A 24,904-nucleotide genomic window follows, 5' to 3' on the forward strand; every position below is an offset into this window, starting at 1 on the left:
GCAGTCTCCTTATTGTTGTTGTACGGCTACTTTTCAATGATGGCGGTAATGCCCAGGCCGCCGGCGGCACAGATGGAAATCAAACCGCGTCCGCCACCGCGCAGGTGAATGGCCTTGGCCAGCGCCGCCAACTGGCGGCCACCGGTGGCGGCAAAGGGATGACCGCAACCGAGCGAGCCGCCATTGACGTTCATCCTGGCGCGGTCGATAGCCCCCAGTGGCGCCTCCAGCCCCAGGCGCTCACGGCAGTAATCGGCATCTTCCCAGGCCTTGAGGGTGCACAGCACCTGGGCGGCGAAGGCTTCGTGGATCTCGAAGAAATCGAAATCGGCAAAACTCAGGTTTTCGCGTGCGAGCATGCGGGGCACGGCGTAGGCCGGGGCCATCAGCAAGCCTTCGCTGCCGTCGACGAAGTTCACCGCGGCGGTTTCGCCGGTACGCAGGTAGGCCAGCACCGGCAGGCCACGAGCGGCGGCCCACTCCTCGCTGGCCAGCAGCACCACCGAGGCGCCATCGGTCAGCGGCGTGGAGTTACCGGCCGTGAGGGTGCCGTTCTGCCGATCGTAGGCCGGGGACAGGCTGGCGAGCTTCTCCAGGCTGGCATCGGCGCGCAGGTTGTTGTCGCGGGACAGGCCGCGATAAGGGCTGATCAGGTCGTCGAAGAAGCCGTTTTTATAGGCCGCGTCGAGGCGCTGGTGGCTGGTCAGGGTCAGTTCGTCCTGGGCCAGGCGCTTGATCTGCCAGCGCTTGGCCATTTCTTCGCAGTGCTCGCCCATGGACAAGCCGGTACGCGGCTCGCCATTACGCGGCAGCAGCGGCTTGAAAAACATCGAGGGGCGCACCTGCAACAGGCTGCGCAACTTGTTGCCGCTGCCCTTGGCGCGGTTGGCCGCCAGCAGCGTGCGGCGCAGGGATTCGTTGATGCCGATGGGCGCGTCGGAGGTGGTATCGGCGCCCCCGGCAACCCCCACGTCAATCTGGCCGAGGGCGATTTTATTGGCCACCAGCAACGCCGCCTCCAAGCCGGTGCCGCACGCTTGCTGCAGGTCGTAGGCCGGGGTCTCGGCGGACAGGGTGGTGGACAGCAGCGACTCACGGGCCAGGTTGAAGTCCCGCGAGTGTTTGATCACCGCGCCGGCGGCGAACTCGCCCAGGCGCAGGCCGTGGAGGTTGTAGCGGTCCACCAGGCCTTGCAGCGCGGCCACCAGCAAATCCTGGTTGCTGTCGTGGGCGTACACCGTGTTGGAGCGGGCAAACGGAATGCGGTTGCCGCCGACAATCGCCACGCGGCGCGTCGGGGCGGGGCTGAAGCTGTAGTCACTCATGAACGACTCTCATCAAAACGCGAGGTCCAGATAAACAGGCCACGCATGTGGGGTTTGTCCCCGGCCGGATTGCGCACCTCGAATGCACGGCGCGGGCCGTCTGCCGGGGCATTCCACAGGGCGACCTGGCCGGGCAGGAAGATCGGCAACTTGAAATCGCAATGGGCCTCGGCCACGTCCAGCCCGCCTGGGGGTTGCTGGGCGGCCAGGGCGCGGCCCAGGGTCCACATGCCATGGGCGATGGCCCGGCGAAAACCGAACAGCCGCGCGCCGATCAACGAGGTATGGATCGGGTTGAAATCCCCCGACACCTTGGCAAAACGCCGCCCCAGGTCCGCTGGCAACACCCAACGCTGGGTGCGCCGCACGCCCTCTTCGGGCAATGCCAGGCTGTCGCCCCATGGCTCGCCCACCGGGTTGGCGACATCGCGACGCAGGTACAGGCTTTCGCTTTGCCACACCAACTCGCCCGCGCTGTAAGCGTGGGTGGCAATACTCAAGGCCTGGCCCTTGGCATGGGCCACCCAGCGTTCGGCAAACACTTCCAGGCGCAGGGCCTGACCTTCCTGCAGGCGTCGATGTTGGCGAATGCGATTGGCCAGATGCACCATGCCGCTGGCCGGGTACGGAAAGCTCGGGCGCGTCAGCAACATCAAGTGCAAGGGGAACGCCAGCACATGGGGGTAGGACAGCGGCACCCCTTGCTCGCGCCGAAAGCCACAGGCCCGGCCATAAGCCGCAATAGCATGGGCGCTCAACTCCACCGCCGAGCGCACCAGGCGCTCCCGGGGCAACGTGGGGGCGCCTTCCAGCCTGGGTTTGCGCATCGCCAACAGGCCGTCCAGCAGCAGGCGATTGCGCGACGGTGGCGGGTCGATAATCTGCGTCACGTCGTCCATGCTCAGGCTCCCAACAGGCTTTGGCCACATACGCGCACCACCTGGCCGTTGACCCCGCCCGAAGCCGGGTGCGCCAGCCAGGCGATGGTTTCGGCGACGTCGATGGGCTGCCCGCCCTGGGACAGGGAGTTCATGCGCCGCCCCGCTTCGCGAATCATCAGCGGGATTTTCGCGGTCATCTGGGTCTCGATAAACCCCGGCGCCACGCCGTTGACCGTGACCTGTTGCGCCGCCGCCACTGGCGCCAGGCCCTGCACCAGGCCAATCACCCCGGCCTTGGAGGTGGCGTAATTGCTTTGCCCCAGGTTGCCGGCGATCCCGGAGATCGACGACACGCACACAATCCGCCCACCGGCCTTGAGCCCCTGCCCTTGCAACAAGGCTTCACTCAACTGCAACGGCGCTTCGAGGTTGACCGCCAGCACACTGCGCCAGGCGGTTTCGGTCATCTTGGCGATGGTCTTGTCGCGGGTGATCCCGGCGTTGTGCACCACCACATCAAACGCGCCATGCTCGGCCACATAGGCCTGCAACTGCTGCTGCGCATCGGCGCCGGTGATGTCCAGCGCCCAGGCCTGGCCGCCGACGCTGCTGGCCGCCTGCTCCAGGGAGGGCAGCGCTTGCGGCACATCCACGCACACCACGTGCGCGCCGTCACGCGCCAGCACCTGGGCGATGGCCAGGCCGATGCCACGGGAGGCCCCAGTGACCAGGGCGCGGCGGCCGCTGAAGGGTTTGTCCCAGTTGATGGCGGGGGCGGCATCGACCGGTTTTTCCAGGCGCACCACCTGCCCCGAGACATAGGCCGAACGCCGCGACAGGAAGAAGCGCAGGCTGCTGTCCAGGGACTGCTCGGCACCCGGCGCGACATAGATCAACTGCACGGTGATCGCCCGCCGCAGCTCCTTGGCCAAGGATCGCACCAAGCCCTCCAGGGCTCGCTGGGCGATGGCCTGGGGCAAGTCCTGGCAGTGTTCGGGCGCGGTGCCCAGCACCACCACCCGCGCGTGCGGCCCCAGGCGCCGGGCGTTGGCGTGGAAAAATTCGTAGAGTTCGTCCAGTTGCTTGAGGTCGACCACGGCGCTGGCATCAAACACCGCGCCCTGGACCTTGACCGTGGACGGCGCCTTGAGCGTGGCGGCCTGGGCCGGCACAGTGTCGGTGGCCTTGAAGAGGCGCCGCACTTCGTCCGCCAGGCGCCCTGCCCCAGCGATAATCACCGGGTTGGCCAGGCCCTGCTGGCCGCTGCGGTGACGTTGCAGGGCCAAGGGTTGCGGCAAGCCGATAGCCTGGGCCAGACGACGGCCCCAGGCAGAATTAACAAAAGAAAGGTAGCTGTCGCTCATAAATCAATCCGTTTTCCTGACCTGCAAATCCAACCCCTTGTGGGAGCTGGCTTGCCTGCGATGGCGGTGGATCCGATTGCATCTGTGGCGCAGATACACCGCTATCACAGGCAAGCCCGCTCCCCCGTTGAGCGCGCTCGTTTCTAGTTCACCGGGGCGTTTTCACGTTTTCTGCTGCTGGGTTTGGCCGCTTGCTCCAACGTTTGCTGGCGCTTTTGCAAGGCCTCCAGCAACCCGAAGTCCTGTGGGAAGTCGTCCACCTGGATGCCGTGATCGGCGTATTCCACATAGCGCGCCAGCAAGGCGTCTTCGTCGGCGCTGATCAAATCCAGGGCGCGGGCCTTGATGCGCCAGGCGGTAAAGGCCGTGCTGCTGATCGGCATCGGGTCGAGGGTGCCTTGCTTGACCGCCGCCTTGAGCCGCCCTTCGATCAACTCCACCTGGGGTAGCAGGCGGAACGCCAGTTCGCCATAGGCCAGCTTGTCGACTTCCGGACGCGGGATGTAGGAATTGGCCAGCAAACGGTCGCGGCTTTCGCCCGGGGTCTGCACCAGCTCGGCCACCTGGGCCAGCAGGCGGTCGGAGGGTTTGCGCTGGGGAATGCCGAACGGGAAGCTCAAGCCACGCATCACTGCCGCAGCCGGCGTCGAAGGATAATTGTCGAGCACCTCGGCCAGGGCTTCATGGGCCCGCAACAAGGCATCCTGGGCCGACCAATGCACCAACGGCAGGTCGGCCTGGGGCCGGCCATCGTCCTCAAAGCGTTTGAGCACGCAGGACAGGATGTAGAGCTGGGACAGAATATCGCCCAGGCGCCCGGTGATGCTTTCCTTGCGCTTGAGCGCGCCGCCCAGCACGCCCATGGAAATATCGGAAATCAACGCCAGCACCACCGACAGCCGATTGGCCTGGCGGTAGTAGGACGCCAGCGCCGGATCCGTCTTGGCCGGTACGCCAATCAGCCGTCCGCCTGTCAGGGAATGCACTGCCGCACGTACGGTGTTGGCCAGCACAAAACTCAGGTGACCGAACATGGCGCTGTCGAACTCGAGCAACGCCTGGCGATTATCAGTGTTGCGCGCCGCTTCCATTTCTCGGAACACGTAGGGGTGGCAACGGATCAGGCCCTGACCGTAGATGATCAGGCAGCGGGTCATGATATTCGCGCCTTCCACCGTGATCGCGATGGGGCTTTGTTGATAGGCACGGGCCAGGAAGTTGTTGGGCCCCATGCAAATACCCTTGCCGGCGACGATGTCCATGCCATCGTTGACGATGATCCGCGCACGCTCGGTGACGTGGTATTTGGCAATCGCCGAGATAACCGAGGGTTTCTCGCCGGCATCCAACGACGCCACCGACACTTTGCGTACCGCATCGCAGGCATACAGGTGCCCGGCCATACGTGCCAGGGGCGCCTGCACCCCTTCAAACTTGCCAATCGGCAGACCGAACTGCTTGCGCATCGCCGCGTAGGCCGTGGTACCGCGTACCGCCACCTTGCCCAGGCCGACGTTGGCCGACGGCAGGGAAATCGCGCGCCCGGCGGCCAGGCATTCCATCAGCATGCGCCAACCGTTGCCCACTTGCTCGCGGCCGCCGATCACCCACTCCAGGGGGATAAACACGTCCTTGCCGGTGGTCGGGCCGTTCTGGAACACCGCATTGAGGGGCCAATGGCGGCGACCACTGTTCACCCCGGGATGGGAAGTGGGGATCAACGCGCAGGTGATGCCCAGCGAACCGGGCTGGCCCAGCAGGCCGTCAGGGTCTTCGGCGCGAAAGGCCAGGCCGAGCACCGTGGCGATGGGGCCGAGGGTGATATAGCGCTTGTCCCAGGTCACGCTGAAGCCCAGCACTTCCTGGCCTTCATGCATGCCCTTGCAGACGATGCCCAGGTCGGGAATCGCCCCGGCGTCGGAGCCGGCATAGGGGCTGGTCAGGGCAAAGCACGGGATGTCTTCGCCACGGGCCAGGCGCGGCAGGTAGTAATTGCGCTGGGCGTCGGTGCCGTAATGCAGCAACAGTTCGGCGGGGCCCAGGGAGTTGGGGACCATCACCGAAATCGCTGCCGCCGAGCAACGGGTCGACAGCTTCATCACCACTTGCGAATGGGCATAGTGGGAGAAGCCTTTGCCGCCATATTGCTTGGGAATGATCATGCCGAGGAAGCCGGCGTCCTTGGTGTACTGCCAGCCTTCGGGCGACAGGTCCTGCCAGACCTGGGTGGTTTCCCAGTCGTTGGCCATGTCGCAGAGGGTTTCTACTTCGTTGTCGAGAAAGGCCTGTTCTTCGGCGCTCAAGCGTGCCGGCGCGGCTTGCAGCAGGCGCGGCCAATTGGGTTTGCCGCTGAACAACTCGGCGTCCCACCACACGGTGCCGGACTCGATAGCCGCGCGTTCAGTGTCGGACATGGCCGGCATGATCGTGCGAAACAGACCCAGGGCCCTGCTGGTCAACAGCGTGCGACGCAGGGGCTTGATGCTCATCAGCAGCGCCGGTACCACCACCAGCAACGCCGCAACGCTCAGGCCAAACCCTGCAACCACATTGAACAGATAGCCGCCCGCCAACCAGGCCAGGCCAGCACCCAGCCACAGGGTGGCTGCCGCTTGTCGATACGCCAGGGCAGTCGCCACAGCGAGTCCCGCCAATAACCAGATAACCATGGAGATACCTCTACTTATTATTCAGGGCACGGCACGCACAGCAGCAGGTCGGTACGGCCTGCGACTGATCACCACACTACAAACTTGAAAAGCCAAATTCAAATTTTGTTTTGAAATTTTTATTTAATGTCTTTGCGAAATAATTCTCGGCCGAACGCGTCAGCCGAAGTGTTAAAGGGAGAAGGAAATCACCAGGGGTCGCGTGGGCGCCCCACAGGTGGAGCACCGGGTAAACGCAGTAGAAAGATGCGCTGACTACGCGTTTACCCAGGCACTACGCAGATACAACCCCAGGTCAGAAGGCGTAGGTAGCCGACAGGCTGACCACTTCGCCCTTGGCCTCGGATTTGCCATCCAGCGACGCTGCGCCAAGACGGTCAACGTTCTTGGTCTTGAGCTTGACGGTCTCCACAAACTGGCGGGAATACGCGCCGTCGATGCTCAGGCCCGGAATGGCGCGGATGTTGTAGCCAAAGCCCAGGGAAGCGAAGGTGCGATCCCCATCCGGGATACGCGGGTCACGGGTGGAGTTGCGGGTTGGGGTCTGGTCGAAGGCCACACCGGCACGCACGGTAAAGTCATCCGTGAGTTTGTAGTCACCGCCGAACGAATACATCCAGGTGTTCTTGTACTTGTACGGGATCGACACGATGGTGCTGCCATTGGACTTCAAGGTCAGCGCCTCGAAGGAGGACCATTGGGTCCAGGTCACACTGGCGCCCAGGGTCAGGCGGTCAGAGAAGTCGTGTACCCAGTCCAGGGACGCGTTGGCAGGGATATCCAGTTGCGTGGAGGCATTGGCACCGCCCGGATACAGTTTCAGCCCAGGGTAAGCCAACTCGACCAGGGTTTTACCGTCGACCACCGGGGTGGTCATCAGCCCTTCCGAGCCTGGATCGGCGTACATGTTGTACTTGCCCTCCAGCTTGTTCTTGATCTTGGCGTGATAGTTCAAGCCCAGGGTGTCCTGCGCCGTGGGTTTCCAGGTCATCCCCGCAAACCAACCCAGGGAGTTATTGTCGACTTTGACCCGCATCAAGGCGAAGCCCTGGCCGGCCGGGAACGGAATCATCCCGAAGTCCGGCGACTGCGCAGCAGCGGCATACAGATCGACGTTCTGGCTCACAAAGCCTTTGGTGTGCTGGAGAATCGCACCACCACCGATGGAAAACTCATCATTGACCTTGAACGACAGGGAGCCGGTCAGGCCCACGGTTTCGATGCGGGTGTCCACCGCGAAGTCGCGACCTTTCCAATCCTCATCCCAGGTTGTGCGCGCGCCCATCGGCACCACTTGGCTCAAACCAAAGGCAAAACGATCGTTGATCGGGATCACCATGAAGCCAGTGGGTACCCACGCTTCGAAGCCGCCTTGACCGCCATTACCGGTGCGAGGTGTCGATGTTAACTCGCCAGTATTGGGATCATAGACCGTGTTGGACGTCGGATTGCCAGCGTAGTCATACGCCGACCCTTTGTATTTGATGTCGATGTTTGCGTAGTTGATGGTGAACTGCGAAATGGTCTTGTCAATGAAAGCCATGGCAGCAGGGTTGTTGTACGCCGATGACGGGTCGTTCTTGAACATCGACCCCCCACCAAACGCCCGGCCCCAACCAGCAGTGTTTGCGGTTGGCGTCATGAAACCACCCGCCTGAACGGTTCCCGCTGAGGCGATCAGCCCGCCCAACAATGCCAGGCCTAACAACGCCTGGGCCTGCTGCTTCATATTATTCATGCGTCACTCCTTATTGTTTTTATTTGTCACAGCCGGTTGGACCGAACGGCTTTACCTCAACAGATGCCTCTGACGAGGCACCTGTTTTTCACCGGGTGATCAAGCCTATTTCCGAAGTCCCGGCATCAAGGAACAATGGTGACGCCGGTAGCGCCTACGTTCAGTGTCACCACCGTGCAACTGCCGCTAAGCGGCTGGTTGGTCGCAGCAAGAGTGATACTTGGAGACGGAGCTGGGGTTGAGGCCAGCGCTACATCGATAGCCGTAGGGCCGCAGTTGGTTGGAGGGAACGAAGTGATCGTGTAACCAACGTTGTAAGCTTTACCGGCACTTGTGCTGGTGGCTTCCAGCAACCAAGGCAAACCAGTGATATTGGGTAGGTTGCACAGCACGCTTGATCCTGGAGAGATAGTTACTTTGGTGATATCTGCCTTACCATCAGGGCGCACCTTGCCTTCGAATACAGCCTTACATGTTACGGGCTGCTGAAACGACGAAGGTGATTTAACAACAATGCTCCCAGTCGCCCCTGTAGTAAACGTCGCTCCAATTGGACTAAAAGACGCCGCACTGGCCATCGAAGCCGCGCCAAAGCACAGAGCAAACGAACTTACACAAACGAGGGTTTTCAAACTTTTCATTATTTTTCCTCACATGTATGGCGAGTCATTTCGCCGGGGTAATGGCCATGATCGAGAGGTCACGGAGAAACAGCAGAACTTCCCTTTCCAGCCAAATTTCAATTCATTTACCGCTACAAATTCGGGGGTTTACTCGACGACTTTGAACGTCGGCGGCATCTTGATCGACACGGTTTTGATCTTGCAGTCTTCGCCAATCGGCACATTGACCGCTTCCAACTTGCCGGTGGCGTTATCCCAGGTGCCTTCGGCAGTGGACGGGCCACACTTGCCGCCCAGGCCAAAGGCGTGCACATCGACGCTGATCTTCGACATGGAGCCGCTCCTGGCATCCCTGGCCACTAATATCCACGGCAGGTTGATGGCCTCGACGCGGCTGCACTTGAGGCCACCGTCGAACTCGACCTTGTCGACATTGACTTGCGAACCATCGGCCGCGACCTTGCCGGCCACCTTGATGGTGCAGTCGGCGCTAATCAGCGCGCCCTTGGAAAAGCTGATGGGGCCCTGGGCAGTGAAGGCGCTGCCGGCGGGTTCGATACGGGCGGCCTGGGCCTGGTGATAGGCAATAAGCCCCAGTGCAGCGAGCACGATATGCGCAGTGAACTTGGCAGGTGTTTGCATGGTGTACGTCCTTCCCTTGATTTTATTTTTGTTAGGGTCAAACAACTTTCTTGCAACTAAGCAGCACTCGAAACCGGCAAACCCTGGGCGATGAAAACCTGCGCGATACACAGATCCCGAGTGCGCCCTACAACGGTTAATTCACATTAGAAGGTGCTGGTCTTGCCGTACTTCTCCAGTATCTTCAAGCGTTTGGATGGCTGGATATTGGCCAGGGTGACATCCCCCGAATAATGCCGTAGTACCCGGTGATCCATACGCCGGCGCCATAAGTAAGGGATATAGGCCCAGACAATCATGCTGGCGTAGCCATACGGCAGTTGCGGCGATTCATCAAAGTGGCGCAACGACTGATAACTGCGAGTCGGGTTGGCGTGATGATCAGAGTGGCGCTGCAACTGGAACAGAAAGATATTGGTGACAATACGGTTACTGTTCCACGAGTGGCGCGGCGAACACCGTTCATAACGGCCGTTAGGCAACTTCTGGCGTTTAAGCCCGTAGTGCTCGACATAGTTCACCACTTCCAGCAACGAGAAGCCGTAGATGCCCTGGATCAACAGGAAGGGAATCACCGCCATGCCCAGCCAGGCGATCATCGCGCCCCACAACACCACGCTGTACATCCAGGCGCTGAGTACGCCGTTCTTCCAGTGCCACGCCGGCAGGCCGAGCTTGCGCAGGCGTTCGCGTTCCAGGTTCCAGGCCGAGCGCGCACTGAACCACACCGAGCGCGGCAGGAACGCCCAGAAGCTCTCCCCCAGTCGCGAGCTGGCCGGATCTTCCGGGGTGGCAACGCGTACGTGATGGCCACGGTTGTGTTCGGTGTAGAAGTGCCCGTAGAAGGTCGGCGCCAGGGTGATCTTCGCCAGCACAATCTCCAGCAGGCGCGGCTTGTGCCCCAGTTCATGGGCGGTGTTGATCGCGATACCGGTGGCAGCGCCGGTGGACATGGCCATGCCCAGGTAGGTAAACCCACTGACCTCACCGTGCAACTGCACCCGGGCCGTCAGGAAGCTGGCGGTTTGCGCCATCCAGCTCGAAGGATCGAGGGAGGCGGTGAGTTGCAGCAGCCCGCCGCTGATCATCCAGTCGATGCCGCTGACGGCCAGCCAACCGGTGATCACCACCGAGGAAATAACGAACAACACCCCGGTGTAGACGATCCAGCGGTAGTACTTCTGCGATTCAAGGCCGCTGACAGCGGATTCCGGTGGGTTGCTGACGTCTTCGCCGAGCAGGCCGTCGATCAGCGGGATCAGGCCGAAAATCACCAGTACACCGACCCACCACAGTTGTTGTACGCCGGTAGTGATGGCCAGGGCGCCGGACAGCAGCGGGGTCGCCAGAGGCATGATGCCGAGCCACCACAGGTGGCGCTTGCCGTCGGTCCAGACGTGGGGGGCGGCCAGGGTCTGATTCATGGCAACCTCCGGGCGCACTGCGCGGCAGAGAGTGAGAGCGAAGCAAAAGAGGCAGAAAAGCGGTTCAGGCGGCACTGAAGGCCACTTGAAACAAACCATGCGATAAAAGGCGTTTTTTTCATTATTTTATTCGCTCTTAGGCATTTCAAAAATCATTTCAAAATAAATATTGAAATATTTTTTTAAATAAATAGCGCGGAATCGATAGGTCGTCAACTACTTTTTCGGGGCCTTTTTTACGTGACCGGCCAGTCTCTTTTTCATCCGTTCGGTCAGGTGTCTAGGGCAAGCGTCAGCGACTTTCGACCACGCCGTGGGCGTCATGATTATTTACTCGCCAGCGCAAACGGCGGGTGCAACACCGTGGCGCTTGCCACCGGCTTGCTGCGCTTGGCCACCTGCTCGACCAGTGCCGCCACGCGCTCGGTGGCGGTGATTGGCAGCATATGGCCACGGCCTTCGACCAGCTGCAGCTTCAGCCCTGGCACCTTGTCTGCCAGGGCCTGGCCGTGCTTGCGGAAGTCCAGCACCTTGTCCCGCGAGCCATAGATCAGGCCGATGGGCAGGCGCAGTTGCGGGTAGCGCTTGACCATCTCGGGCAGGTAATCGTTGACCAGACTGATTTCGGTGGAAGCGGCATAGAAGTTATCGGGGCGCATCCCCAGCAGGCCGCCGCCACGGGTGGCGAAGTCGGCCGGCGCCGGGTCGGGAGCGAACACGCCCTTGACCACCGCACCACTGGTGAGCATGCCGATGGGCACCGTCAGCGTGCGCGACACCCAGCGCCGCAGCCAGGCCGGGCGCACCGCCAACGACAGAAACACCAGGGGGAGCATGCGCTGGGGATGGGTCAGGGGTGCCACCAGCACCAACCCGGACACCGCATGGGGATGGTCCAGGGCCAGGGCCAGGGAGATCGCCCCGCCCAGGGAATGCCCCAGCACCAGGGGCTGGCCCAGGTCCAGGGTCTGGATAAAGGTCGCCACTTGCCGGGCCTGGCTTGGCAGGTCGGCACCGGTGCCTTTGCGGCGGGTGGAATAGCCTGAGCCGGGTCGGTCCAGGGTGATCACCCGAAAGTGCTCGCGCAGTTGTGCGGCCAAGGCATAGGTCAGGTTACGACTGCTGCCCATCAGGCCGTGGATCATCACCAGCGGCGGGCCCTTGCCCTCGTCTACATAATGAAAGCGCTCGCCATCCACTTCCAGAAAGCGCCCGTTACTTGGAACAGCCGCTTCGATACGGCGCGTCATCCAGGCACTCAAGCCCCATAACGCCGCACTGGCAGCCATAAACACACCCGCAGCGACAACCCATTCGACAGCCATAGCTCGGTCCTCTGCTTCCCTGCTGCTGGCGATCTGACCGGTATTGGTCAAGACCTCAGCCATCGTCCACACCCTGGACTTCAACTGCGCGCGTCAAGCGTTCGTCCGTCGGACAAATCGCACATAAAGGACAAGGGTCTAGCGTAGACGACATTTTCAGGTAGATTATTTAAAATCTTTTTTAAAATAATAAATACAATTTTTCTTTGCAATGGTGTTCTATCTAAAAGCCAAAACAAAAAAGGAGCACATCCGATGTCAACACCCGTAAGGCGCCCACAGCCCACGAGGGACACCCTATGAATGCCTCTACCCAGCCAAGCGGCACGGCAGATTGCGTCGATATCGCAATCATTGGCTCAGGCTTCGCCGGCCTGTGCATGGCGATCAAACTCAAGCAAGCCGGGCTCGACGACTTCTTTATTGCCGAACAGGCCGACTCCCTGGGCGGCACCTGGCGCGACAACCAATACCCGGGCTGCGCCTGTGATGTGCAATCCCACGTCTATTCGTTTTCCTTTGCGCCCAACCCCGACTGGACCCGCCAGTTCGCCCCCCAGGCGGAAATCCGTGCCTACCTGGAACATTGCGCACAGCGCTTTGAGTTGGCGCCGTACCTGCGTTTTGGCATGGGCCTGCAACAGGCGGTGTTCGATGAGCAACTGCAACGCTGGCAATTGCAGTTCAGCAATGGCCGCCGCGCCAGTACACGGGTACTGGTGTCGGGGATGGGGGGACTGTCCCGCCCGGCACTGCCGGATATTCCGGGGTTGGACAGTTTCAAGGGCAAGCGCTTTCACTCCCAGCACTGGGACCACGACTATTCACTCAAGGGCAAGCGTGTGGCGGTGATTGGCACCGGCGCCAGTGCGATCCAGTTCGTGCCGCGTATCGCCCCCCAAGTGGCGCACCTGGACCTGTTCCAGCGCACCCCGCCGTGGATCATGCCCAAGCCGGACCGCCCCATTTCAGGTTTTGAGCGCTGGGTGTTCAAGCATCTGCCGTTCACCCAGCGCCTGGTGCGCGGGGCTTTCTACTGGGCCCTGGAAGGTCGGGTGGTGGGCTTTGCGCTGCACCCGCGCCTGATGAAAGTGGTGCAGAAAATCGCCGTGCGCCATCTGCACAAACAAGTGGCGCGCCCTTCCCTGCGCAAAGTCCTGCGGCCGGACTACACCATCGGCTGCAAGCGCGTACTGATCTCCAACGACTACTACCCAGCGCTGTCACGTAGCAATGTCGAAGTGGTCACCGACGCTGTACTGCGAATCGAGGCCGACGGGGTCGTCACCGCCGATGGCATCAAGCACCCGGCGGACTGCCTGATCTTCGGCACCGGGTTCCAGGCTACCGATCCCCTGCCCCGCGACTGCATCATCGGGCGCGGCGGCATTGACCTGATGGAGGCCTGGCGCGATGGCGCCCATGCGTACAAGGGCACCACCGTGCCGGGCTATCCGAACCTGTTCCTGATCGTCGGGCCCAACACCGGGCTGGGCCACAACTCGATGATTCTGATGATCGAGGCACAGGTCACCTACATCCTCGATGCCCTGCAACAGATGCGCCGCCAGCAAATCGCCACGGTCGAGGTCAAGCCAGCCGTGGAAAGCGCCTACAACCAGCAAATCCAGGCAAAACTCCAGCGCACTATCTGGAACACCGGCGGCTGCCGCAGTTGGTACCTCGACCCGCGCACCGGCAAAAATACGACGTTGTGGCCCGGCTCGACCTGGCGCTTCAAACAGGTCACCCGCCAGTTCGCCCTGCGCGATTATCAGGTCACGCCACTATTGACCGGCGCCACACCGCGCCCCGTTGCGCCACCCCATGCCACCGCAGAAGGAAGCCTGTCATGAAGTCATTCAATGGCCGCGTGGCGGCCATCACCGGTGCCGCGTCCGGTATGGGCCGCGCCTTGGCCCTGGCCCTGGCGCGCGAGGGTTGTCACCTGGCCCTGGCGGACAAGAACCAGACCGGCCTGCAACAAACCGTGGAGCTGATCCAGCGCAGCAGCCTGGCGCCGATCCGCGTGACGTCAAGGGAGGTGGATGTTGCCGACCGCCAGGCCATGGAGGATTGGGCCGCCAGTTGCGCGGCAGAACACGGCCAGGTGAATTTGATTTTCAACAATGCCGGGGTGGCCCTGTCGAGCACCGTGGAAGGTGTGGACTACGCCGACCTGGAGTGGATCGTCGGCATTAATTTCTGGGGCGTGGTGTACGGCACCAAGGCCTTTCTGCCCTACCTCAAGGCCAGCGGCGAGGGGCATGTGGTCAACACCTCCAGCGTGTTCGGCCTGTTCGCCCAGCCCGGCATGAGCGGCTACAACGCCACCAAGTTCGCGGTGCGCGGCTTTACCGAGTCCCTGCGCCAGGAACTGGATTTGCAACGCAGCGGCGTCTCGGCCACCTGCGTGCATCCCGGTGGGATCCGCACCGACATCTGCCGCAGCAGCCGGATCGACGCGAACATGACCGGGTTCCTGATCCACAGCGAACAACAGGCCCGCGCCGACTTCGAAAAACTGTTTATCACCGACGCCGACCAGGCCGCCAAGGTCATCCTGCAGGGCGTGCGCAAGAACAAGCGCCGCGTGCTGATCGGCCGCGACGCCTACGCCCTGGACCTGCTCGCGCGCTGGCTGCCGGCGGCCTATCAAGGGCTGGTGGTGTTCGCCAGCCGGCGCATGGCACCGAAACAGCGCAAGGCCCTGCCACCCTCCCCCCTCTCTGAACAGGAGTCGCCATAATGCTGCCCATTCGCCGCGACCTGCGTTTTACCCTGCCTGCCGAACGCATCAAGGACTGGCACGAGCAAGGCCCGTTCATCACGCACTTTTTCAATGCCCTGTCGTTGCTGTTTCCCCAGGGCGAATTGTTCTTCATGGACAGCGTGCGCCACTATCGCCAGCGCATCGACGACCCGGCGTTGAAAAAGGAGATCCAGGGTTTTATCGGCCAGGAGGCCATGCACAGCCGCGAGCACGTGGCCTACAACGAGCTGCTGCAAGCCGCCGGGCTGCCGGCCCACCTGCTGGACCGCCGCTTGAAATTTATGCTCGACCTGCAAAAGAAGCACTTGCCGCCGTCCTTCAACCTGGCGGTGACCATCGCCCTGGAACACTACACGGCGATGCTCGCGGAAATCCTGCTCAGCGACCCCACGCGTTTTGGTGATTCGCTCAAAGGCTACCAACAGATGTGGTACTGGCACGCCCTCGAAGAAACCGAGCACAAGGCCGTGGCCTTTGATGTGTGGAACAGCGTGATCAAACCAGGGTCCAAGCGCTATCTGCTGCGCACCGGGACCATGCTGTTCACCACGGTGTTTTTCTGGCTGGTGGTGTTTGATTTCCACCTGCGCCTGCTGATCGCCGATCGCCGCGCGGGCGGGCATCTGAAGGGCTTCTGGCGGATGCTGAAGTTTCTCTACGGGCCCAAGGGCGTGTTCCCGCGCATGGCGCGGCCGTGGCTGCATTATTTCAAGCCAGGGTTTCATCCGTGGGATCACGACAACCGGGCACGCTTGGAGGGGATTGATAAGCTGGTGGAAGAGATTGAGCGCACCAACGGCGCGGCAGGCGCCTATACCTGAGCCGTGGTGAGGGGGGCTGTGGCGAGGGGGCTTGTCCCCTCGCCACAAGGGTGGATTCGGTGGTCAGACCGTGCGGGAAAACTGCCCCTTCTGCTGCCCACCCAGGTACGCATCAAACGCCATCGCCACGCTGCGCACCATCAGCTGCCCCTGGGGCAGCAACTGCACCCCATCGTCCTCGACATGCAGCAAACCATCCGCCACTTGCTCATCCAACTGTGACAACGCCTGGGCAAAGTATTCGGTAAAGCGGATCGCATGCCCCGCCTCGACCCCGGCAAAGTCAATGCGCCCATGGCACATCAGGCCGTTGATCACGTCCCGGCGCAACACGTCATCGGCGTTCAGGCGGTAGCCGCGCTGCACCGGCAACAACCCGGCGTCGATCCGCGCGTAGTACTGGGACAACTCCTTGACGCTCTGGCTGTAGCTGTCGCCCACCTTGCCGATGGCCGAGACGCCCAGCCCGATCAGGTCGCAATCGGCATGGGTCGAGTAGCCCTGGAAATTACGCTGCAAGGTGCCATTGGCCCGGGCCAGGGCCAGTTCGTCGTCGGGCAAGGCAAAGTGGTCCATGCCGATGTACACATAACCCGCTTCGGTCAGCCGGCGAATGGTCAACTCCAGCAGCTCCAGCTTGCGCTCCGGCGGTGGCATGTCTTCGGGGCGGATCATGCGCTGGGCGCGGATTTGCGTGGGCAAATGCGCGTAGCTGTAGGCCGCCACACGGTCCGGGCGCAGGGCAATCAGCTTGCCCAGGGTCACGTCGAAACTGGCCACGGTCTGCAATGGCAGGCCGTAGATCAGGTCCACGCTGATGGACTTGAAGCGTGCCTGCCGGGCGGCCGTGACCAACTGCACAATCTGCTCTTCGCCCTGCACGCGATTGACCGCCGCCTGCACATCGGCATCAAAGTCCTGCACGCCAAAACTCAGGCGATTGAAGCCCAGCCCGCGCAGGTTATGGATGCGTTCCACGCTGATGGTGCGCGGGTCGACCTCAATGGAAAACTCATGGTTGTCGCTGGTATCCAGGCTGAAGCCCTGCGCCAGGCTTGCCATCAACTCGGCCAGTTGCGCATCGTCCAGGTAGGTCGGCGTACCGCCCCCCAGGTGCAACTGGGTCAGGGGCCGCGTGCGATCGAACAGCGCGGCCTGCATCTGGATTTCGCGCTTGAGGTAGCTCAGGTACTCCACGGCGCGATGGGTCTTGCGCGTGATGATCTTGTGGCAACCGCAGTAGTAACAAAGGCTCTGGCAGAACGGTATGTGGATGTACACCGACAATGCCTTGGGTGCCGCCCCCTGGTTGCTGGCCGCTACTGCCTGCTGATAGTCATCCAGGGCAAACGCCGAATGAAACTGCGGCGCCGTCGGGTACGAGGTGTAGCGCGGCCCCGGGCGGTCGTATTTCTGCACCAGGGCCCGGTTGAACTCAAACGCTTTCATGGTCGATGGTCTCATCGTTGGAGCAAGGGGGAACCGCGCTGCCTGCCCGGTCAAACAGCGCGCAGAGGGCTTCGACCCGCTGCCGGCCCGCAGGCAGCACACAGAGGAAGCGCTCGGACAAGTCGATCAGGCCGTCCTGGTGCAGGTGCTCCAGCAGCGGCCAGATCGCCGAAAAGTAGCGGGAAAAAATCACACCATAACGGCGCTCCAGCGCCTGGATATCCAACTCCAGGTCACAGGCCAGGCGCTCCATGACATGCTGACGGATCTGATCGCCCGCCTCGCAGCGCCAGCCGCGGGCGGTGGGCAACAGGTCGCTGTCCAACTGCTGACGATAGCGCGCCAGGTCGTCGGTGTTTTGCGCATACAGGTTGTCGAGCTGGCTGATGGCGCCCAGGCCAAAGCCGATATGGTCGCAGTAACCGTGACGAGTAAAGCCCTGGCAATTGCGGCTCAGGCGTCCGTGTTCCTGGGCCAGCGCCAGGTCATCGTCAGGGCGTACGAACTGGCCCAGGCCAATGTAGTGATAACCGGCAGCTTCCAGGTGCTGGAAGGCGATCGCGCGCATCGCGCACTTGTCGGCATTCGACGACAGCGCCCGCGCCCGTTGCTGCTGGTAGCGCCGGGGGGCCTGGGCATAGTCGAACACTTGCAGGCGGTCCGGCTCGAGGGCGATCAGGCTGGCCAACTTGGCTGCAAAGCTGTCGCAGGTCTGCCAGGCGTGGCCATACCCGAGGTCGACATTCACCGAGCGAAAACCCAGGGTGCGCGCCGCGTCGATCAGCGACTGGATGGGCGCCGGGTCTTGATAGCCGGCCACCGAAGGTGTGACGTCGCCACTGGCATCCGACACGCCGATATTGATGTGATTGAAGCCCAGTTCACGCAGGCGGCCCATGGTCGCCCAGTCGGTGTGCAGCGGGTCGAGGTCGAGGCTGTAGTCACCCTGGTCATGCTCGAGAAAATGCAGGCGACTGCGCAGGTGCGCCATCAACCGCTGCAGGTCGGCCATTGCCGGGGTAGCGCCGCCCAGATGGAATTGATCCACCGGCTGGCGCCCACCCACGTGGCAACCGACCAGGTGGATTTCCTGCTCCAGCGCGTCCAGGTAGTCATCGGCCACCAGGCCCGCCGGCCATTGCAGGTTCAGCGCCAGGGGACGCTGGCGTTGGCGACTGCTGCGCATGGCGCGCAACAGGTCGAGGGAGCCGATCCCCGTATGAAATTTGCCGATGTCGACCTGGCCCTGGTCCAGCACGCTTTGGTCACGGCGCAGGCGCCACTCGCGGGCGGGATGAATGACAGTGAGCATGACGGCCTCCGGGTCTGGCTACGGTGGGTCATTGTGCGGTGCGACCGGACAGCGCACCTTGATATGCATCAAGGCCAGGGAATACGAGGGGGGTTACCAGGTGATGTAGAACATGCTTTTGGCCAACAACACAATGGCGACCATATGGCAGAACAGGCTCAGATGAACGAAGCGCAAATAGGCCGCGCTGACCCGCCCACGCCGCATCAGCCACACCGTCAGCAAAAAATGCATCAGCACACTGGCGGCGAGGATCAACTTGAGCGTCAGCAAGGCGCCGAATGCCGAACTCGATGGCGCCGCCAGCACCGGCAGATAGCGCAACCAGACCATGCCGATACCCGCGCCGAACAGCACCAGCAGCACCCACGGCATCAAGGCCCTGGCACGGTTGCCGATGCCCTGCTCCACCAGCAGCATGACGCGGGCCGGCAGTTGCTTGTGCACGCTGGCGAGGATCAGTACTTCAAAGAACACCGTGCCGATAAACATCAGCGCCGCGAACAGATGGGCCAGCAGAAACAGGAGATAGAGCATCAGCGCCTCACAGTGGGCCGGTCCGTATGGCGTGACTGTGCCCCAGGCCGGGGGGACGCTGCCTTGATGCGGGTCAAGGGCCCTGATAATCGTTGAAACATTTGCCCAAAGCCTTGTACGCCGGGCGTTTCAAGGCGTCTGCGACAGTGTGCCACAGACGCAATCGCCCCCTTGGCTGGTAAGGTGGCGACCGCCCCTGTGGCAGAACGTCGCAGATTATCAAGCGTGATCAACACCGGTAGACTACCCACCCTGCTTGTTCACCGCTTTTCAAAGCCTGACTGACCTGTTATGCGCAGCCGTCAGGCGCTTCACGGGACGCCCACTTCATGAATACGTTACTCACCCGCCGCAAGGTCCTCACCGGTATGGGCCTGCTGGGCCTGGGCCTGCTGAGCGGCTGTGACACCGGCCCCAAGCTGAATTTCAAGTACGGCAAGGATCTGAGCAACAAGATCATGGGCCGCACGTTCAAGCTCAAGAATACCGCCGGCGAAACCGTGACCCTGACTTCGTTTCGCGGCTTGATGCCGGTGGTGTTCTTCGGGTTCACCCAGTGCCCGGCCGTGTGCCCCACCACCCTGGCGCGCATGGCCCAGGCCAAGAAGCTGATGGGCCGCGACGGCGAAATCATGCAGGTGATCTTTATCACCCTGGACCCGGAACGCGATACGCCCGAAGTGCTCGACGCCTACGTCAAGGCCTTCGACCCCAGCTTCGAAGCGCTCTACGGCACGCCGGAAGAAATCGCCGTGGCCGCCAAGGAGTTCGGGATCTTTTATGAAAAGATCCCCGCAGGCGACACCTACACCCTGTCCCACACCGCCACCAGTTTTGTGTTCGACACCCGCAGCAACCTGCGCCTGGGCCTGTCGGCATCCCTTAACGCCAAAGAGTGCGCAGAAGACCTGCTCACCGTCATGGAGGTCTGCTAATGACTGCTGTCCACACCCTCAAGCGCATCGCCCTCGGCCTTTCCCTGCTGGGCCTCGCCGCCCACGCCAGCGCCCAGGTCCAGGTCAGCGATGCCTGGGCCCGCGCCACCGTACCGGGGCAGCATTCGAGCGGGGCATTCATGACCCTCACCGCCGACAGCGACAGCAAGCTGCTGAGCGTCAAGTCGCCGGTGGCCAAGGAAGTGCAGATTCATGAGATGAGCATGAAAGACGACGTCATGCGCATGGGCCCGGTGGATGCCGTGGCACTGCCGGCCGGCCAGGCGGTGAAGCTTGATCCCGAGGGTTATCACGTGATGCTGATGGGCCTGACGGGCCAGATCAAGGAAGGCGACCAGGTGCCGCTGACCCTGACGGTGGAAGATGCCAAGGGTGACAAGCAGACCCTCGAAATCCAGGCGCCGGCCCGCAGCCTGGGCAGTGCTGGTGGTCATCATATGAACCATTGATCCTGAGGGTGGGAGCTGGCTTGCTCGCGGTGGCCATAGGTATCTTCTTCTGGGTATGTGTACATATCCGTTGCTGCGGTTACGGCCACTTAGGGTTCCGCCCTTACGGCGGGTCACTTTTGGAAAAGAGCCCCAAAAGTAACCAAAAGGGCTCTTGCCCCACCACTCGGCACCTCGCCTAGGCTCGGTGTGCCCGTCATCCGACATTGATTTGGGGGGCCGCCGCGATGGGCCATCCATGGCCCAGCGCGGCTAACCCGGCGTCCTGCCGGGTTACCCCCCAAATCAAAATCGGATGACGGCCAGCGTGGTTTAACGGGGCGCCTCAGATCAAAAGCAAAGCGAGGCGGCCTGACAGCCGACCTGATCGTCGAGGCGTGCGCATATACCTGTGGGAGCTGGCTTGCCTGCGATGGCGGTGTATCAGCCAATACATTTATCGACTGATACACCGCCATCGCAGGCAAGCCAGCTCCCACAGGGGGGAATGTAGCTTCGCGCTTTGGCTTTGCTGTTGCTGTTGCTGTTGCTCTGCTTTTGATCTGGCTTTTGATCTTGATCTTAGGCGCCCCGTTAAACCACGATGGCCGCAGGCAGGTATTGCGCAGTGGGCACCCCGGCATGGATGCCGGGGTAGCCGCGACACGGCCATGGATGGCCGATCGCGGCGGGCCCACGGAGCAATGCCTGACTGCGGGCATGCCGAGCCTAGGCGAGGCACCGAGTGGTGGGGCAAGAGCCCTTTGCTTACTTTGGGGCTCTTCCAAAGTGAGCCGCCGTAAGGGCGGAACCCTAAGTGGCCATAACCGCAGCAACGGATATGTACACATACCCAGAAGAGGATACCTATGGCCACCGCGAGCAATCCAACTCCCACAGGGATCTTTGCCGAGCGCAGAGCATTGTGCCACACCGCCCATCAAATACGGGAGTTGTGCCGAGACACCAAACTCTGAAAACCCCAACGATGGATCCATCTCAGCCGATGGACGACTAATCAATCCACAATAAACAGCCTGGCCCCGGTGGCTGTGCTCGACCGGTGCCCGTCCCTGTCATTGCCCACCTGATAACTCATCCCCGCCGTCAGGGTGAACTGGCGGCCATCCTCCAGTTCGGTCTGCAACTCCCCCTCCAGGCACAACAACACATGACCGCGCCAACACCAGTGGTCAGCCAGGTAGCCAGGGCTGTATTCCACCATGCGCACGCGGGTGGTGCCGAAATGGCAGGTGCGCCATAGGGCGCTGCCGGTTTCGCCAGGGTGCAACTCTGGTTCGACGGTCGACCAGTCGGTGGTGCCAAAAGGGGTAGCCAGTAGATCCATGATTGCCTCAGCGTTAAAGCAAAGAGCAGGACAGTACCCACAAGACCCGCCCGTCGAAAGACACAGATCGCGCCCATTTCTGGGATACAGGGGGTTGCCTTTGGTATCCTGCCGGCCCGACCCAGGTGCCCGGCCATGCACATTGCTCCGTCCCATATCCTCCACGAAACCGAACACTGGCTGCTCAACCATCACCTGGCCTCGGCCCTGCCCGGTTATTTGATGCTGGGGGCCAAGACGCCAATCAGCTCGCTGGCTGACCTGCCCGACGCGGCCCTGGCGGAAATGGGTGGCCTGCTGGCGAAAACCCAGCGGGTGATGGAAGTACAGCTCCAACCCAAGTGGCTATACATCAGCCGCTTTGGGCATATGCCCGGCTTCCCGCTGCATTTTCATTTGATCCCGGTCTACGACTGGGTCGAAACGCTGTTCTGGGAGGATGAGCGCTACCGGGTGCTGCAAGACTTCGGCACTGGCAGCAACGGGCAAGCGGCGACGGATGGGGCCGAACTCACCCTGTTTATCTGGCGCGAGTTCGGTGAGAACCCGACGCCACCCGCGACGGCCGGGCTCACGGTGCCGGGCGTGATCGAGCGGCTGCGGGCGGCGTTCAAACAGTCAGGCGCTTGACCATCGGGATACACGCCAGCTCCAGCCCCGAAGGCGAATGATAGATGGACTGTTCGCAGCCTTCATAACCACGGCTGCGATAGAACTGCGCGGCATTCAACGTCGCGTCCAGCACCACCTCCTCAATCCCCAACTCCAGCGCCACTTGCTCCAGGTGCTCAAGCATCTGCCGGCCAAAACCGCGCCCGATAAAACCGGGCAGCACAAACAGCGCCCCCACTTCCCGGTGCGCCGGGTCGAGCATGCCCGTGGCGACCGGCTCGCCATCGACGCAGCCCAGGTAAAACGGCTTGGTCATTAGCGCGGTATAGCCGTCCTCGGCCGCGCCACGGGTCCAGGTCAGCATCTGTTCGGCGGTGTAGGCGCCGATGCATTGGCCGCGGATCGCCTGACGGCGAATGTCGAAGGCGATGGGGCCATCGTCGTCGGTGGCGCGTCTGATTTGCAGCATGCGAATCTCCCAGAATTAACTCTGTTTGCCGTGACCTCAAGGTGCCATTAGCACACTTGTGCTAATCGACCCCGCAGGCCCCCGGCGCTATATTCCCCGGTACTCCAATGCTCCCCGCCAGCACGTCGAACCCGCCGTGCAAGGGATCGTTGTGCGTTGAAAACACTAAAACAACCCCAAGGAAGACACGCCATGAAACTGCACTCCCCTGTCGCCCGCCTTGCCCTGTTGGGCGCCCTGATGCTCGGTGTTGCCGGTTGCAGCAATATCAAGCCTACCGAAGACCACCTCAAGACCCTCTCGGAAACCAACCTCGGCGAGCCGGTCAAGCGTGTCTCCAATGTCCGCAGCGACTCCATGACCACCTATTACATCGCCAGCACCGCTTCCGGTGACTACAACTGCTCCGTGCCCAGCGGTGCCAGCGGCGGGATGTTTGCAGTGGCCAGCTTTGGCATGATGAAACCCGCCGCCTACTGCCAACCCAAGGGCGCCCGGGGTAACGGGTTGACGCCGTTTAACTAGTAACCGGCCCCTGGCTGAGGTCGCGCAGGGTGCCCCGTAGTTCAGCGGGGCGCACTGGCTTGGACAAAATGGCGATCTGCCGGTCGTGCAGCGCCACCTGGATCTTCTCCACCTCATGCCCGGTCAGAATCAGCGCCGGCACCGCCACGCCACGCTGTGCGCGCAACCGGTCAATGCACTCGATACCGGTGGCGTGGTTGCCCAGGTCATAGTCGGCGACGATGATGTCGCAATCGCTGACCAGGTTATGCCCGCTCGACTCCGCCTGCACCTGGCAGCCCCAACGCTCCAGCAATGCCTGGGTGGCCAGCAGTACGTTGTGGTCATCTTCCACCAGGCACACCTTCAAGCCGGTCAACAACCCCGCCTGGCGTGCATCGTCGCGCACCGGGGGTTGGTGGGGCGCGGTCGCCAGGTGCAACCCGCGCAGGCTGACGGACGTGCCATGGCCCACCCGGGAGCGCAGCACCACGTCCATGCCCATCAACTGCCCCAGACGCTTGACGATGGACAAACCCAGGCCGACCCCTTCGACGTCCTTGTCGCGCAGGTGGCGGACGCGATAGAACTCCTCGAAGACCCGCGGCAGATGCTCCTCGGCAATCCCCCGGCCCTGGTCGTGAATCTCCACCCGCACCTCGCCGCCGCGCTGGCGCACGCCGATCAGTACCGGGCGCTGGCCGCCGTACTTGAAGCAATTGGAGAGCACGTTCTGCACCATCGTTGCCAACAGCGCCGGATCCACCCGCACCCAGTGGGCGCAGGGGCGCAGGCGCAGTTCTACGCCGGCCCAGCGTGCGGCTTCGGCGTTTTGCCGCAGCAGGTCGGCCAGCCACTCACCCAGGTGCACCACCTGGTATTTGGGCAGCAGCCGGCCGTTGTCGAGGGTGTAGAGATCGAGAATGGAGCGGAACAACTGCGAGACGTTGAGCAGCGAACGGTCGATATTGTCCACCAGCCGCCGCTCCTCATCGCCCAACCGCGCTTCACGCAGGCACGCCGTAAACAGGCCGATGGAGTGGATGGGCTGGCGCAGATCATGGCTGGCCTGGGCGAGGAAGCGCGACTTTTCCAGGTTGGCGGCGGTGGCCTCTTCAGACGCCTTGCGCGTGCGCTCCAGCAGCAGGTGGGCGTAGACCGGGATCACCGTGCTGGTAATCATCAGCATCAGCACCATAAAGGGCTGCGCCTGCCACAACGGGGTCAGCCGATACACAATCAGCAGCGCCAGCAACGCCAGGCCCGTGGCAATCGCCAGGTAGCGCGAGCCATAGCGCATGCCATTGCCCAGGTTGACCCAGACCATCACCGCATACAGCGGCAATGCCGCCTCGCCGCCGACTACCAGGCCGAACGAGGTGCCGGTGTAGTCGTGGATCATCCCGAAAACCCGTCGCGCCGGGTAATGCCCGGGCCAGCGTGCAATCACCTGACGCAGCACAACCGAGACCAGCAGAAACAGGCAAATATAAATAATCACCGGCACATAGCGGTCCATCGACTGCCCCGGCAAAAAGCCCAGCAGGCTGATGTACACAATGGCGCAGACGGCCACCACAATACGCAGGTTGGCTTGGTCCAGTTCGGCGTCTTTCACGAACTTCATGGGCAACGTCCTTGTACGGTCATCGTCTAAACTGTGCCCCCAGCAGGCAGGCGCTGAGCAGAGTGGTAAAGTAGCAC

General features: G+C 62.2%; 22 protein-coding genes. 7 read left to right on the top strand and 15 right to left on the bottom strand.

The annotated features are described in order from the left end of the window. Positions 1-26: 26 nt before the first annotated feature. The 9 genes from PSFL_RS23240 to PSFL_RS23280 form a co-directional block, all read right to left on the bottom strand. Positions 27-1,325, bottom strand: a complete 1,299-nt coding sequence (locus tag PSFL_RS23240) for an acetyl-CoA C-acetyltransferase (protein WP_076964902.1) — start codon at positions 1,323-1,325, stop codon at positions 27-29. Beyond that, entirely contained in the window at positions 1,322-2,224 is a 903-nt protein-coding gene (locus PSFL_RS23245; RefSeq protein WP_057438655.1) for a MaoC/PaaZ C-terminal domain-containing protein, read from the bottom strand. Before PSFL_RS23245 ends, PSFL_RS23240 begins: the two co-directional genes overlap by 4 nt. 2 nt (positions 2,225-2,226) lie before the next feature. Continuing rightward, on the bottom strand, positions 2,227-3,570 hold the full coding sequence (locus PSFL_RS23250; protein ID WP_115128017.1) for a 3-oxoacyl-ACP reductase: 1,344 nt from the start codon (positions 3,568-3,570) through the stop codon (positions 2,227-2,229). Positions 3,571-3,713: 143 nt separating this feature from the next. Continuing rightward, a complete protein-coding gene (locus PSFL_RS23255) occupies positions 3,714-6,239 on the bottom strand; it encodes an acyl-CoA dehydrogenase (protein WP_397470528.1) in 2,526 nt (841 codons plus the stop codon). Positions 6,240-6,534: 295 nt separating this feature from the next. Then, positions 6,535-7,977: an outer membrane protein transport protein gene (locus PSFL_RS23260; RefSeq protein ID WP_057959848.1), complete on the bottom strand. Its 1,443-nt coding sequence runs from the start codon at positions 7,975-7,977 to the stop codon at positions 6,535-6,537. 125 nt (positions 7,978-8,102) lie between these two features. Then, positions 8,103-8,618, bottom strand: a complete 516-nt coding sequence (gene praB / locus PSFL_RS23265; protein WP_076964898.1) for an alkane oxidation protein activator PraB — start codon at positions 8,616-8,618, stop codon at positions 8,103-8,105. Between the two features lie 129 nt (positions 8,619-8,747). Beyond that, positions 8,748-9,242 carry an alkane oxidation protein activator PraA gene (gene praA / locus PSFL_RS23270; RefSeq protein WP_057438657.1) on the bottom strand — a complete coding sequence of 165 codons (495 nt, stop codon included), beginning with the start codon at positions 9,240-9,242 and terminating at the stop codon, positions 8,748-8,750. Between the two features lie 146 nt (positions 9,243-9,388). Next, complete coding sequence (locus tag PSFL_RS23275; RefSeq protein WP_057959850.1) at positions 9,389-10,666, bottom strand: alkane 1-monooxygenase; 1,278 nt, start codon at positions 10,664-10,666, stop codon at positions 9,389-9,391. A gap of 326 nt (positions 10,667-10,992) precedes the next feature. After that, complete coding sequence (locus PSFL_RS23280; RefSeq protein ID WP_057959851.1) at positions 10,993-11,991, bottom strand: alpha/beta fold hydrolase; 999 nt, start codon at positions 11,989-11,991, stop codon at positions 10,993-10,995. Positions 11,992-12,290: 299 nt separating this feature from the next. Between PSFL_RS23280 and PSFL_RS23285 the strand changes: the two genes are divergently transcribed. The 3 genes from PSFL_RS23285 to PSFL_RS23295 are packed head-to-tail and all read left to right on the top strand — an operon-like array spanning position 12,291 to position 15,585. Further along, complete coding sequence (locus PSFL_RS23285; protein ID WP_397470529.1) at positions 12,291-13,847, top strand: flavin-containing monooxygenase; 1,557 nt, start codon at positions 12,291-12,293, stop codon at positions 13,845-13,847. Then, on the top strand, positions 13,844-14,740 hold the full coding sequence (locus PSFL_RS23290; RefSeq protein WP_120732595.1) for an SDR family oxidoreductase: 897 nt from the start codon (positions 13,844-13,846) through the stop codon (positions 14,738-14,740). Before PSFL_RS23285 ends, PSFL_RS23290 begins: the two co-directional genes overlap by 4 nt. Further along, on the top strand, positions 14,740-15,585 hold the full coding sequence (locus PSFL_RS23295) for a metal-dependent hydrolase (protein ID WP_057438661.1): 846 nt from the start codon (positions 14,740-14,742) through the stop codon (positions 15,583-15,585). Before PSFL_RS23290 ends, PSFL_RS23295 begins: the two co-directional genes overlap by 1 nt. Positions 15,586-15,648: 63 nt before the next feature. Here PSFL_RS23295 and hemN read toward each other — a convergent pair whose 3' ends face one another. The 3 genes from hemN to PSFL_RS23310 form a co-directional block, all read right to left on the bottom strand. Then, entirely contained in the window at positions 15,649-17,034 is a 1,386-nt protein-coding gene (gene hemN, locus PSFL_RS23300; RefSeq protein WP_397470530.1) for an oxygen-independent coproporphyrinogen III oxidase, read from the bottom strand. Then, on the bottom strand, positions 17,021-18,346 hold the full coding sequence (locus PSFL_RS23305; protein ID WP_115128013.1) for a coproporphyrinogen III oxidase: 1,326 nt from the start codon (positions 18,344-18,346) through the stop codon (positions 17,021-17,023). The genes hemN and PSFL_RS23305 overlap by 14 nt, the downstream gene beginning before the upstream one ends. A 93-nt stretch (positions 18,347-18,439) precedes the next feature. Continuing rightward, a complete protein-coding gene (locus PSFL_RS23310; protein ID WP_057959857.1) occupies positions 18,440-18,883 on the bottom strand; it encodes a CopD family copper resistance protein in 444 nt (147 codons plus the stop codon). A gap of 329 nt (positions 18,884-19,212) precedes the next feature. Between PSFL_RS23310 and PSFL_RS23315 the strand changes: the two genes are divergently transcribed. Then, positions 19,213-19,818 (top strand): SCO family protein, encoded by a 606-nt coding sequence (locus tag PSFL_RS23315; RefSeq protein WP_057959858.1) that lies wholly within the window; start codon positions 19,213-19,215, stop codon positions 19,816-19,818. Further along, positions 19,818-20,288 (top strand): copper chaperone PCu(A)C, encoded by a 471-nt coding sequence (locus PSFL_RS23320; protein WP_057438666.1) that lies wholly within the window; start codon positions 19,818-19,820, stop codon positions 20,286-20,288. Before PSFL_RS23315 ends, PSFL_RS23320 begins: the two co-directional genes overlap by 1 nt. Positions 20,289-21,285: 997 nt before the next feature. On the opposite strand, the gene PSFL_RS23325 is transcribed toward PSFL_RS23320, so the two are convergent. After that, positions 21,286-21,615 carry a DHCW motif cupin fold protein gene (locus PSFL_RS23325; RefSeq protein WP_115128012.1) on the bottom strand — a complete coding sequence of 110 codons (330 nt, stop codon included), beginning with the start codon at positions 21,613-21,615 and terminating at the stop codon, positions 21,286-21,288. Positions 21,616-21,750: 135 nt separating this feature from the next. Between PSFL_RS23325 and PSFL_RS23330 the strand changes: the two genes are divergently transcribed. Beyond that, positions 21,751-22,245 (top strand): HIT family protein, encoded by a 495-nt coding sequence (locus PSFL_RS23330; RefSeq protein ID WP_115128011.1) that lies wholly within the window; start codon positions 21,751-21,753, stop codon positions 22,243-22,245. On the opposite strand, the gene PSFL_RS23335 is transcribed toward PSFL_RS23330, so the two are convergent. Further along, the gene (locus tag PSFL_RS23335) at positions 22,226-22,696 is read right to left on the bottom strand and encodes a GNAT family N-acetyltransferase (RefSeq protein ID WP_115128010.1); all 471 of its coding nucleotides are present in this window, start codon (positions 22,694-22,696) and stop codon (positions 22,226-22,228) included. The genes PSFL_RS23330 and PSFL_RS23335 overlap by 20 nt on opposite strands. A 192-nt stretch (positions 22,697-22,888) precedes the next feature. Here PSFL_RS23335 and PSFL_RS23340 point away from each other — a divergent pair, with 192 nt between their 5' ends. Next, on the top strand, positions 22,889-23,221 hold the full coding sequence (locus PSFL_RS23340) for a hypothetical protein (RefSeq protein WP_057438669.1): 333 nt from the start codon (positions 22,889-22,891) through the stop codon (positions 23,219-23,221). On the opposite strand, the gene PSFL_RS23345 is transcribed toward PSFL_RS23340, so the two are convergent. Next, positions 23,214-24,827: a hybrid sensor histidine kinase/response regulator gene (locus PSFL_RS23345; RefSeq protein WP_115128009.1), complete on the bottom strand. Its 1,614-nt coding sequence runs from the start codon at positions 24,825-24,827 to the stop codon at positions 23,214-23,216. The two genes, PSFL_RS23340 and PSFL_RS23345, sit on opposite strands and share 8 nt — an antisense overlap. Between the last annotated feature and the right edge of the window lie 77 nt (positions 24,828-24,904).

Origin of the sequence: Pseudomonas sp. DD1 (genome assembly GCF_044510355.1) — a bacterium.
GTDB classification, from domain to species: Bacteria; Pseudomonadota; Gammaproteobacteria; order Pseudomonadales; family Pseudomonadaceae; genus Aquipseudomonas; species Aquipseudomonas shahriarae.